This window comes from Actinosynnema sp. CA-299493 (assembly GCF_050946825.1).
GTDB lineage: Bacteria > Actinomycetota > Actinomycetes > Mycobacteriales > Pseudonocardiaceae > Actinosynnema.
Map to the genome: position 1 here is coordinate 4150299 of NZ_CP191993.1, position 13412 is coordinate 4163710.

Below are 13412 nucleotides of genomic sequence, written 5' to 3' on the forward strand. Positions count from 1 at the left end.
GAACCGCCGATGTCGAACGAAGAGAAGCTCCGCCACTTCCTCAAGCGCGCCACCGCGGAACTCGACGCCGCGCACGAGAGGCTGCGCATCGCGGAGGGCCGCTCCAGCGAGCCGATCGCGATCGTCGGCATGGCGTGCCGCTTCCCCGGCGGGGTGCGCACCCCCGAGCAGCTGTGGGACCTGGTCGCGACCGGCTCGGACGCGCTGTCGGACCTGCCCGCCGACCGGGGGTGGGACGTCGAGGGCCTCTACGACCCCGACGGTGACCGCCCCGGCACCTTCTACGCCCGGCACGGCGGTTTCGTTCACGACGCGGCCGAGTTCGACCCGGCGTTCTTCGGCATCTCGCCGCGCGAGGCGGTCGCGATGGACCCCCAGCAGCGGTTGCTGCTGGAAACGTCCTGGGAAGCCCTGGAGCGGGCCGGGATGGACCCGGTGTCGTTGCGGGGCAGCGACACCGGCGTGTTCGTGGGCACCAACGGGCAGGACTACACCAGCCTGGTCGTGGCCGCGGGCACCGCCGTGGACGGGCACCTGCTCACCGGCAACGCCGCCAGCGTGGTCTCCGGCCGGGTCGCCTACACGCTCGGCCTGGAGGGGCCGACGGTGTCGGTCGACACCGCGTGCTCGGCGTCCCTGGTATCCCTGCACCTGGCCGTGCAGGCATTGCGCGCGGGGGAGTGCTCGCTCGCGCTCGCCGGCGGCGCGACGGTGATGGCGACCCCCGCCCTCTACGTGGAGTTCTCCCGGCAGCGCGGCATGTCCGGTGACGGCCGCTGCCGCGCGTTCGCCGACGCCGCGGACGGCACCGGGTGGGGTGAGGGCGCGGGGATGCTCGTGCTGGAGCGGTTGTCGGACGCGGTTCGCAACGGTCACCAGGTGTTGGCGGTGGTGCGGGGTAGTGCGGTGAACCAGGACGGCGCGTCGAACGGGTTGACCGCGCCCAACGGTCCCGCCCAGCAACGCGTGGTCCTCCGCGCCCTGGCCAACGCACGTCTGCGCCCGGCGGACGTGGACGTGGTCGAAGCACACGGGACCGGCACGAAGCTGGGCGACCCGATCGAGGCGCAGGCCCTGCTGGCGACCTACGGCCAGGACCGCTCGACCCCGTTGCTGCTGGGGTCGGTGAAGTCGAACATCGGTCACACCCAGGCAGCGGCGGGTGTCGCCGGTGTCATCAAGATGGTCATGGCGCTGCGGCACGGCGAACTACCGCGCACCCTGCACGTCGATCGGCCCACCACGCAGGTCGACTGGACCGCCGGTGCCGTCGAACTGCTCACCGAACACCGGCCCTGGCCCGCGATCGACCGCCCGCGCCGGGCCGGGGTGTCCGCGTTCGGCGTCAGCGGCACCAACGCCCACGTCGTGCTCGAACAGGCACCGGTCGCCGAGGCCGCTTCCCCGCCCGACTCCCGGACCGGGGTCGTGCCGTGGCCGCTGGCGGCGCGTTCCCCGGAAGCGCTGCGGGCACAGGCTGCCGCGCTGCGCGCGTCGCTGACCGGCCGTGACGACTGGTCGCCGGTGGACGTCGGGTTCTCGTCGGCCACGACCCGGTCTGTTTTCGAGCACCGTGCGGTGGTGGTGGGTTCGTCGCGCGAGGAGCTGTTGGCGGGGCTGGACGCCGTCGACAGCCGGGGTGCTGTGGTTCGTGGTGGGACGGTGTTCCTGTTCACGGGTCAGGGTTCGCAGCGGGTGGGCATGGGTCGTGGGCTGGCCGAGGTGTTCCCGGTGTTCGCCGAGGCGTGGGCTGAGGTGTTGTCGTACTTCCCGGCGGAGGTGCGGGAGGTCTTGTCGTCCGAGGATGCGCGTATTGATGAGACCGCTTTTGCCCAGCCCGGTCTGTTCGCGGTTGAAGTCGCGCTGGCCCGGCTCTTCGCGTCGTGGGGCGTCATCCCGGATGTGGTGGTGGGTCACTCGATCGGTGAAATTGCCGCTGCCCATATCGCGGGTGTGTTCTCGCTGGAAGACGCGTGTCGTGTGGTGGTGGCGCGTGGTGCGTTGATGCAGGCGTTGCCCACTGGTGGGGCGATGGTGGCCGTGGAGGCGGCCGAGGACGAGGTCACCTTGTCCGAGGGTGTGTCGTTGGCGGCGGTGAATGGTCCGCGTTCGGTGGTGTTGTCCGGTGATGAGGAGCCGGTGCTGGCGTTGGCGGCGGAGTTCGCGGCGCGGGGTCGGCGCACGAAGCGACTTACGGTGAGTCACGCGTTCCACTCGGCGCGGATGGACGCGATGCTGGACGAGTTCCGTGCTGTTGTGGCGTCGGTGTCGTTCGCCGAGCCTGAAGTCAATTTTCTGTCGACTGTGGATGATGGTTCGGTTGCGGATCCGGAGTACTGGGTTCGGAATGTGCGTCAGACGGTGCGGTTCGCGGATGCGGTTGCCCGGTTGCAGGGTGTGGCGCGGTGCGTGGAGATCGGGCCGGACGCGGTGTTGACCGCGTTGGTGCCGGACCTGCCCTGTGCCCCTGCTCTGCGTGCCGATCGGGACGAGGCGGTCACGGCTGTCTCCGCTCTGGGCGCTGTGTACGCCACGGGCGGGGCGGTGGACTGGTCGAGCCTGCACGAGGGCGGCCGGGTCATCGACCTGCCCACCTACCCCTTCCAACGCCGCCGCTACTGGGTCGAACCCGAGGCGGCGGCGCCCGTCGCCGACCCGCTCGACGCGGCGTTCTGGACCGCCGTCGAGCAGACCGACCTGGACGCCCTCGCGGGCACCCTCGACGTGCCCGCCGAGTCCTTGCACGACGTGGTCCCGGCCTTGGCCACCTGGCGACGTCGCCGACACGAGGACGCGACGGCGGACGGCTGGCGCTACCGGGTGTCGTGGACGTCCGTGACCGTGCCGCCGACCGCGCTGTCCGGGACGTGGCTGCTGCTCGCCCCCAGCGGGCACGACCTCACGTCGGCCGTCGCCGACGCCCTGCGCTCGGCGGGGGCCGACCCGGTCGTGCTCGACGTGCCGACCGACGCCGACCCGGACCGGGCGCTGCGGGCCGCCCTCGCCGGCGCACCGAGCCCGACCGGCCTGCTGTCGCTGCTCGCCCTGGACGAGACCCTGGTGGCGGAGCGCGGGTCGCTCACCCGGGGTCTGCGCGCCACCCACGCCCTGGTGCGGGTGCTCGTGGACGAGCAGGTGACGGCACCGCTGTGGTGCGTCACCAGCGGCGCGGTGGCGAGCACGGCCGCCGATCCCGCGCCGTCCCCGGCCGCCGCGGCGGTGTGGGGGTTCGGCCGGGCCGTCGCCCTGGAGCAGCCCCGGTCCTGGGGTGGGTTGATCGACTTGCCGGGCGGCTTGGACGGTCGCGTCGCCGCCGACTTGGGCGCGGTCCTGGCCGGCGGTGACGAAGACCAGGTCGCCCTGCGTGCGAGCGGGGTGCACGCCCGCAGGCTCCTGCGGGCCGCATCGGTTTCCCGGAGCACCTGGCAACCGGCGGGCACCGTGCTGATCACCGGTGGTCTCGGTGCGGCGGGCGCGCACGTCGCCCGCTGGTGCGCGGACCACGGTGCCGAACATCTCTTGCTGCTCGGCAGGCGCGGCGAGGACACCCCCGGCGCGGAGGAGCTGCGCGCCGAACTGGTCGCGGCGGGCACGCGGGTCACCATCGCCGCCTGCGACGCCGCCGACCGCGACACCCTCGCCGCCGTCCTCCGCCAGCACCCGGTGGACGCCGTCGTGCACACGGCGGGTGTCCTGGACGACGGCGTGGTCACCTCGTTGACCGACGACCGGGTGGAGGCGGTGCTGCGGCCGAAGGTGGCGGCGGCCCACGTGCTCGACGAGCTGACCCGTGACCGCGACCTGTCGGCGTTCGTGCTGTTCAGCTCGTTGTCCGGGGTCACCGGCAGTGCCGCCCAGGCGCACTACGCCGCCGCCAACGCCGCCCTGGACGCGCTGGCCGAGCGCCGCCGCGCCGAAGGGCTGCCCGCGACCGCGATCGCCTGGGGCGCCTGGGGTGGGGGTGGCATGGCCGCGGCGGGCGCCGCGGCGACCAGGGTCGACCGGGGCGGCCTCACCCCGATGCCGCCCGCCGAGGCCGTGCACGTCCTGGCCCGCGAGGTTGCCGGCGGGGACGCCTGCGTCGTCGTCGCCGACGTGGACTGGTCCCGGCTGGCACCCGGCTTGGCCGCCGTGCGCCCCAGTCCGCTGCTGGCCGACCTGCCCGACGCACGAGCCGTCCTCGGCGAGCGCCGGCCCGCGACCGACGACCTGGCCACCGCGTCCCCCGAGCGCCGCGCCGCCCGGCTCCACGACCTGGTCCGCGAGCACACCGCGACCGTCCTGGGCTACGACTCGGCCGACGCCGTGCCCGCCGACCGGGTGTTCCGCGACCTGGGCATCGACTCGCTCACCGCCGTGGAGCTGCGCAACGCCCTCACCGGCAGCACCGGTCTCCCCCTGCCCGCGACCGTCGTCTTCGACTTCCCGACCCCCGGCGACCTGGCCCGCCACCTCGCCGGGCTGTTCACCGGCGCCGACGCCGCCGAGGTCGTCGACCGACCGCGCCACGACTCGGACGAGCAGATCGCGATCGTCGCCATGAGCTGCCGGTTCCCCGGTGGCGTCGGTTCGCCGGAGGACCTGTGGCGGCTGGTGGAGTCCGGGGTCGACGCCCTGTCCGGGTTCCCGGCTGACCGGGGTTGGGACCTCGACCGGCTGTTCCACCACAACCCCGACCACCCCGGCACCTCCTACACCGCCGAGGGCGGGTTCCTGCACGACGTGGCGGAGTTCGACGCGGAGCTGTTCGGTATTTCGCCGCGTGAGGCGTTGGCGATGGATCCGCAGCAGCGGTTGCTGCTGGAGACGTCGTGGGAGTCGTTCGAACGCGCCGGGATCGACCCGCGTTCGGTGCGGGGGAGTGCGACGGGGGTGTTCGTCGGCACCAACGGCCAGGACTACGCCATGCTCTTGGGCGGCGACCTGATCGAGCACGGCGGTTACCTGGCCACCGGCAACTCGGCGAGCGTGGTGTCCGGTCGGCTGTCCTACGCGTTCGGTCTGGAGGGGCCTGCCGTCACGGTCGACACGGCGTGTTCGTCGTCTTTGGTCGCGTTGCACTTGGCGGCGCAGGCGTTGCGTTCGGGTGAGTGCGATCTGGCGTTGGCCGGCGGCGTGACGGTGATGTCCACCCCGGCGGTGTTCGTGGAGTTCTCGCGGCAGCGCGGTTTGGCGACCGATGGTCGGTGCAAGGCGTTCGCCGCTGCGGCGGACGGCACCGGCTGGGGTGAAGGCGTCGGCGTGCTGTTGGTGGAGCGGTTGTCGGACGCCGAACGCCTCGGGCACCCGGTGCTGGCAGTGCTGCGAGGCAGTGCGGTGAACCAGGACGGAGCGTCGAACGGACTTACGGCGCCGAACGGTCCGTCGCAGCAGCGCGTGATTCGGCAGGCGTTGGCGAACGCGGGCCTGGAACCGTCCGAGGTGGACGTGGTGGAGGCCCATGGCACGGGTACGACGTTGGGTGATCCGATCGAGGCTCAGGCGTTGCTGGCCACCTATGGTCAGGACCGGGAGACCCCGCTGTGGTTGGGGTCCGTCAAGTCGAACATCGGGCACACGCAGGCTGCGGCCGGTGTCGCTGGTGTGATCAAGATGGTGCAGGCGATGCGGCACGGGGTGCTGCCCAAGACGCTGCACGTGGATGCGCCTTCGCCGCATGTGGACTGGTCCTCGGGCGCGGTGCGGCTGCTCACCGAGTCCCGGCCGTTCGAGCCGGTCGACCGGCCGTGGCGGGCGGGCGTGTCGTCGTTCGGCGTCAGCGGCACCAACGCCCACGTCGTCATCGAGCAGGCACCCGCACCGACTCCCGCGCCCGACCTGGAAGTCCCGTCGGCCCACCCGGTCCCGTGGGTGCTGTCCGGGCACACCGCCGAGGCGGTGCGCGAGCAGGCAGCCCGACTGGCCGCTACCGTCGATCCCGCCGACGACCGCGCACCGCTCGACGTGGGCCTGTCGCTCGCCACGACGCGGGCCGCGCTGGAGCACCGCGCCGTCGTGGTCGGCTCGACCGCCGGCGACCTGCTCGACGGACTGCGCTCGGCGCACGTCACGGCTGCTGCCACCGGGCGCACCGCGTTCCTGTTCTCCGGTCAGGGTTCGCAGCGGGTCGGCATGGGCCGTGGTCTGGCGGCGTCGTTCCCGGTGTTCGCCGAGGTGTGGGCCGAGGTGCTGTCGTACTTCCCGACCGAGGTGCGGGAGGTGCTGACCTCCGACGACGATCGGATCCACCAGACCGCTTTCGCCCAGCCCGGCCTGTTCGCCGTGCAGGTGGCGCTGTCACGGCTGTTCGCCTCCTGGGGCGTGCTGCCGGACGCGGTGGCCGGTCACTCCGTGGGTGAGATCGCCGCTGCCCACATCGCGGGCGTGTTCTCGCTGGAAGACGCCTGTCATGTGGTGGTGGCGCGTGGTGCGTTGATGCAGGCGTTGCCCACCGGTGGGGCGATGGTCGCGGTGGAGGCGTCCGAGGACGAGGTCACCCTGTCTGAGGGCGTGTCGTTGGCAGCGGTGAACGGTCCTCGTTCGGTGGTGTTGTCCGGTGATGAGGAGCCGGTGCTGGCGTTGGCGGCGGAGTTCGCGGCGCAGGGCCGTCGTACGAAGCGGCTCACGGTGAGTCACGCGTTCCACTCGGCGCGGATGGACGCGATGCTGGACGACTTCCGCGCCGTGGTCGGGACGGTCTCCTTCCGGCCGCCGACCCTGACGCTGGTGTCCACCGTGGCGGGCGGTTCGGTGGCGGACCCGGAGCACTGGGTGCGGCAGGTGCGTGAACCGGTCAGGTTCGCCGATGCCGTGGCCGACCTGGGCGGGACGGGTGTCCGCCGGTTCCTGGAGGTCGGCCCGGACGCGGTGCTGACGGCGATGGCGCAGGACGTCATCACCGACGACCGCGCGGTGTTCGTCCCCGCGCTGCGGTCCGCGACCGCCGAGCCGACCGCCGTCGTCACCGCGCTGGGCGCGCTGCACGCCGCCGGCTGCGAGGTCGACTGGGCGGCGTTCTTCACGGGCACCGGCGCCCGGACGGTTCCGCTGCCCACCTACGCCTTCCAACGCCGCCGCTTCTGGCCGGAACCGCACACCCCGGAACCCGCCGGTGATGCCGAGTTCTGGGCCGCGGTCGAGCGGGGTGACACCGAGGCCCTCGCGGCTTGGCGGTTGCGCAACCGGACCGGTCGGCAGGACCGCGCCTGGCACTACACCGAGAGCTGGACGCCCGTACCGGCGGCACGACCCCGTGCTCTGGACGGCTGGGCCGTGATCCACGTCGAGGACGACGAACGCGGGGTGGCGGCGCTGTGCGGGAAGGGCGCCACAGCCGTGCCGGTGCCCGCCGACGCCGACCGCGAGCACCTGGCCGGGCTGCTGCGCGAGGTGGACGCGCACGCCGGGGTGGTGTCGCTGCTGCCGTCCGCCGCGGACGTCCTCGTGCTGCTGCAAGCCGTCGGTGACGCCGACCTGGGCGGTCGGCTCTGGTGCGTGACCGACGACGACGGCGCGGCGGGGCTCGGCCGCACCGCCGGGCTGGAGCTGCCCGACCGCTGGGGCGGTCTGGTCCGCCTCGAAGGGGCGGACGACTGGGAGCTGGTGGCCGCGGCGCTGGGCGGTGACGAGGACGAGGTGACGGTGCGCGACGGTGGCCTGGTCGCCCGCCGGGTGGTGCGCGTGTCGCCGCCTGCTTCCGGGTGGACGCCGCGCGGCACGGTCCTGGTCACCGGTGGCACGGGCGCGCTGGGTGCGCACGTCGCCCGGTGGGCTGCCGGCGCGGGAGCCGAACGACTGGTGCTGCTCAGCCGCCGGGGCGCCGAGGCGCCCGGCGCGGCCGACCTCGCCGCCGAGCTGTCGACGGCGGGGACGGAGGTGGTGCTGCGGGCGGTGGACGTGCTGGACCGCGCCGGGTTGGCCGCGGTGGTGGCGGAGTTCCCGCCGGACGCGGTGGTGCACGCGGCCGGTGTGCTGGACGACGGTGTCCTGGACGGGTTGACGCGGGAGCGCCTGGCGTCGGTGTCCGCGCCGAAGGCGGGTGCGGCGCGGGTGTTGGACGAGGTGACCCGGGACCGGGACCTGGACGCCTTCGTGCTGTTCTCCTCGGCGGCGGCCACGTTCGGTGCGGCGGGCCAGGGCAACTACGCGGCGGCGAACGCCGAGTTGGACGCGTTGGCGCGGTCCAGGCACGCGCAGGGGTTGCCGGCGACGTCGATCGCGTGGGGACCGTGGGCCGATGACGGGATGGCGGCGGGCGCGGGCGTCGCCGAGCGCGGTGACCGCACCGGGATGCGCCCGCTGGCAGGTGGTCCGGCGTCGACCGCCCTGTCCGCCGCGGTCGGCTCCGGGTTGCCCGTGGTGACGGTCGCGGACGTGGACTGGGAGCGGTTCGCCCCGGCCCTGTCCGCGCTGCGCCCCCGACCGTTGCTGGAAGGCATCCCCGAAGCACGCGAAGCGCTGCGTGCCGGCCCGGGACGCGTCGACCTGCGCGATCAGCTCGCTTCGCGGTCCGCCGCCGAGGCTGACCGCATCGTGCTCGCCCTCGTGCGTGACACGGCGGCGGCCGTGCTCGGCCACGGAACCGCTGCCGCCGTCCCCGCCGACCGGGCGTTCCGCGACCTCGGGTTCGACTCGCTGACCGCGGTGGAGCTGCGCAACCTGCTCGCCGCCGCCACCGGGCTGTCCCTGCCCGCGGCGCTGGTGTTCGACCACCCGACCCCGACCGAGCTGGCCGGGGAGCTGCTGCGGCTGCTCGGCGCGCGCGAGGCGGCGACCGCCGAGGTGACCGCGCACCGCGACTCCGACGAGCCGATCGCCGTCGTCGCGATGGCGTGCCGGTTCCCCGGCGGTGTCGACACCCCAGAGCAGTTCTGGGAGCTGCTGCGCTCGGGCGGTGACGCGGTGAGCGCGTTCCCCGCCGACCGCGGCTGGGACACCGCGCTGCTGCACGGAACCGGGGACGGTGACGGCCTGTCGCACACCGCCGAGGGCGGGTTCCTGCACGACGTGGCGGAGTTCGACGCGGAGTTGTTCGGTATTTCGCCGCGTGAGGCGTTGGCGATGGATCCGCAGCAGCGGTTGCTGTTGGAGACGTCGTGGGAGGTGTTCGAGCGGGCGGGTGTCGATCCGCGTTCGGTGCGGGGGAGTGCGACGGGGGTGTTCGTCGGCACCAACGGCCAGGACTACGCGTCGCTGCTCATGGACGCCCCGCAGGACGTCGGCGGGCACATCGCCACCGGCAACGCGGCCAGTGTCGTGTCCGGTCGGCTGTCGTACGCGTTCGGTCTGGAAGGGCCTGCCGTCACGGTCGACACGGCGTGTTCGTCGTCGTTGGTGGCGCTGCACTTGGCGGCTCAGGCGCTGCGGTCGGGTGAGTGCGACTTGGCGTTGGCCGGCGGTGTGACGGTCATGTCCGGACCCGGCGCGTTCATCGAGTTCTCGCGGCAGCGCGGTTTGGCGACCGATGGTCGGTGCAAGGCGTTCGCCGCTGCGGCGGACGGCACCGGCTGGGGTGAGGGTGTGGGCGTGCTGTTGGTGGAGCGGCTGTCCGATGCCGAACGCCTTGGACACCCGGTGCTGGCAGTGCTGCGAGGCAGTGCGGTGAACCAGGACGGAGCATCGAACGGACTTACGGCGCCGAACGGTCCGTCGCAGCAGCGCGTGATTCGGCAGGCGTTGGCGAACGCGGGCCTGGAACCGTCCGAGGTGGACGTGGTGGAGGCCCATGGCACGGGTACGACGTTGGGTGATCCGATCGAGGCTCAGGCGTTGCTGGCCACCTATGGTCAGGACCGGGAGACCCCGCTGTGGTTGGGGTCCGTCAAGTCGAACATCGGGCACACGCAGGCTGCGGCCGGTGTCGCTGGTGTGATCAAGATGGTGCAGGCGATGCGGCACGGGGTGCTGCCCAAGACGCTGCACGTGGACGAGCCGACCCCGCACGTGGACTGGTCCTCGGGCGGACTCCGCCTGCTCACCGAGCCCGTCCCCTGGACGGAAGGGGACCGGCCGCGCCGCGCAGGGGTGTCGTCGTTCGGGTTCAGCGGCACCAACGCTCACGTCGTGCTCGAACAGGCACCGCCCGCGGCGCCCCGGCCGACCGGAGGCGTGCCGCGCCATCCGCTGCCGTGGGTGCTCTCGGCGGCTTCGGCGCAGGCACTGCGCGCGCAGGCAGCCGGCCTCGACGCGCACCTCGCCGCAGGTCATGCCCCGGAGCCCGCCGCCGTGGCCATCTCGCTCGCCACGACCCGCGCCGCCTTGGAGCACCGCGCGGTTGTGGTGGGCTCCGGTCTGGACGACCTGCGGTTCGGGCTGTCGCGCGTTGTCTCGGGCATCGCGCCCACCGGCACCGCGTCCACCGCCGGTTCCACCGCGTTCCTGTTCTCCGGTCAGGGTTCGCAGCGGGTCGGCATGGGTCGTGGGTTGGCCGAGGTGTTCCCGGTGTTCGCTGAGGCGTGGGACGAGGTGCTCTCGCACTTCCCGGCGGAGGTGCGGGAGGTGCTGACCTCCGATGACGATCGGATCGACCAGACCGCTTTCGCCCAGCCGGGGTTGTTCGCGGTCGAGGTGGCGTTGGTGCGGTTGTTCGCCTCGTGGGGTGTGACGCCCGATGTCGTCGCCGGCCACTCGGTCGGCGAGATCGCGGCTGCGCACGTCGCGGGTGTGTTCTCGTTGGAGGACGCGTGCCGTTTGGTGGTGGCGCGTGGTGCGTTGATGCAGGCGTTGCCCACTGGTGGGGCGATGGTGGCGGTCGAGGCGTCCGAGGACGAGGTCACCTTGTCCGAGGGTGTGTCGTTGGCTGCGGTGAACGGTCCGCGTTCGATCGTGTTGTCCGGTGATGAGGAGCCGGTGCTCGCGTTGGCGGCGGAGTTCGCGTCCCAAGGCCGCCGTACGAAGCGGCTCACGGTGAGCCACGCGTTCCACTCCGCGCGGATGGACGCCATGCTCGACGACTTCCGCTACGTCGTCACCGGGCTGTCCTTCGACCCGCCGGTCCTGCCCGCCGTGTCCGCCGTGACCGCGCGGCCGGTGGACCTGCTGTGGTGCGAACCGGAGCACTGGGTGCGGCAGGTGCGCGAACCGGTCAGGTTCGCCGACGCCGTGCTCGACCTGGCGGACTCCGGCGCACGCCGGTTCCTGGAGATCGGCCCGGACGCGGTGCTGACCGCGATGGCGCAGGACGTGGTGACCGACGACGACGCGGTGTTCGTCCCCGCCCTGCGCGCCGGGACCGCCGAGCCCGAGGCGGTGGTCACCGCGCTGGGCGCACTGCACGTCCACGGCGTTCCGGTGGACTGGCAGGCCTTCTTCGGCCACGTCCCGGCTCCGTCCGCCGACCTGCCGACCTACCCGTTCCAGCGCCGCCGCTACTGGCCGGAACGCGTGGTGCGGGCGACGTCGGTCGACCCGGTGGACGCCGAGTTCTGGGCCGTGGTCGACCGCGGCGACCTGGACGCCGTCGCCGACACGCTCGCCGTGGACGCGGAGCAGCTCAGCGTCGTCGTGCCCGCCCTGTCCGACTGGCGCAAGCGCAGGCGGGAGCAGCGGCCCGACCCGGTGCACTACGCCGACTCCTGGCTGCCCGTCGTGCTCGCCGGAGAGGCGGACGCCGTCGGCGTCACCGTGCTGGCGCCCGCCGGGTGGTCGGTGGCCGACGCCTTGCGCGACCGCGGTGCCGCCGTCGTGGACGACCTGACCGACCTCCCGGCGGGGACGACGTCGGTAGTCGTCCGGGCCGGCTCGGCCGCGGTCCTGCTGGCCGCCCTGCACGCCGTGCCCGCGGGCGTCCGGGTGTGGGCGGTCACCACCGGCGCGGTGTCCACCCGTGCCGGTGACCCGGTGCGGGACGCCGCCCAGGCCGCCTGCTGGGGTCTCGGCCGCGTCGCCGCGCTCGAACTGCCGGACCGCTGGGGCGGGCTGGTCGACCTGCCCGGCGACACCGGCGACACCGATCACCGGGTCGCCGCCGCGCTGGCCTCCGTGCTCGCTTCCGGCGACCACGACGAGGTCGCGCTGCGGGCGAACGGCGTCCTGGCCCGTCGCGTGGTGCGGGCCGAACCGACCGGGACGTGGACGCCGCGCGGCACGGTCCTGGTCACCGGTGGCACGGGCGCGTTGGGTGCGCACGTCGCCCGGTGGGCTGCCGGCGCGGGAGCCGAACGACTGGTGCTGCTCAGCCGCCGGGGCGCCGACGCGCCCGGCGCGACCGACCTGCTGGCGGAGTTGACCGCGCTCGGGGTGCGGGCGCACGCGGTGGCGTGCGATGTCGCGGACGGCGACGCCCTGGCCGACGTGGTGGCCCAATTCCCGCCGAACGCGGTGGTGCACGCGGCCGGTGTGCTGGACGACGGTGTTCTGGAAGGTATGACGGCGGACCGCCTGGCGTCGGTGTCCGCGCCGAAGGCGGGTGCGGCGCGGGTGTTGGACGAGGTGACCCGGAACCTCGACCTGGACGCTTTCGTGCTGTTCTCCTCGGCGGCGGCGACCTTCGGTGCGGCGGGTCAGGGCAATTACGCGGCGGCCAATGCGGAATTGGACGCGTTGGCCCGGTCCAGGCACGCGCAGGGGTTGCCGGCGACGTCGATCGCGTGGGGGCCGTGGGCCGAGGACGGCATGGCCGCCGGGGACGGGCTCGACCGGCGCTTCGGCCGCAGCGGGCTGATCCCGCTCGACCCGGACCGCGCCCTGCGCGCGCTGGCCCGCTGCGTGGCCTCCGGCCTGCCCGCGGTGACGGTGGCCGACGTGGACTGGGGGCGGTTCGGCCCGGCCTTCACCGCGGCCCGGCGCGGCAGGCTGCTCGACGCCATCCCGGAGGCCCGCACCGAGGCGCCGGCCGACCAGGCGGCTGCGCCGACCCTGACCCGGCGGCTCGCCGACGCGCCTGCCGGCGACCACGAGCGGATCGTCCTGGAACTGGTCCGGGACACCGCCGCCGCCGTGCTCGGCCACGACTCCACCGCCGCGGTGCCGCCCGGCAAGGCGTTCCGAGACCTGGGGTTCGACTCGCTGACCGCGGTGGAGTTCCGCAACCTGCTGGGCGTGGCCACCGGGCTGGCCCTGCCCGCCACGGCCGTCTTCGACCACCCCACGCCCCGGGACCTCGCCCGGTTCACCCTGTCCGCCCTGGCACCGGAGGGGACCGCCGGGGTGCCCGAGCTGCTGCGCGAACTGGACCGGCTGGAGCGCTCGCTGACCGACGCGGCGACCGACACCCTCGACCGGGCCCGGGTGGCGCTGCGGCTGCGCTCCCTGCTCGACGCCTGGACCGAGCACGACCCCGAACCCTCCGACGAGGACGCCGAGAACGCTCTGTCGGTCGACACCGACGAGGAGCTGTTCGCGCTGATCGAGCGCAACATCGGCAAACCGTGAAAACCCCGGCGCCACCCCCGATCGGCGGGGTGGCGCCGGGCAGGTCCCGTCCGGGTTCAGGG

Annotated in this window: 1 protein-coding gene; it reads left to right on the forward strand. The window is 73.6% G+C overall.

Going from position 1 to position 13412, the window contains the following annotated elements; genetic code table 11:
* The first annotated feature begins 9 nt into the window (after positions 1-9).
* Positions 10-13350, forward strand: a complete 13341-nt coding sequence (locus tag ACQPYE_RS17645) for a type I polyketide synthase (RefSeq protein ID WP_498722423.1) — start codon at positions 10-12, stop codon at positions 13348-13350.
* Positions 13351-13412 lie beyond the last annotated feature (62 nt).

What these genes read in the sequence shown, in the direction of transcription:
- ACQPYE_RS17645 (WP_498722423.1), top strand. Translation starts at nt 10, where the DNA reads ATGTCGAACGAAGAGAAGCTCCGCCACTTCCTCAAGCGCGCCACCGCG.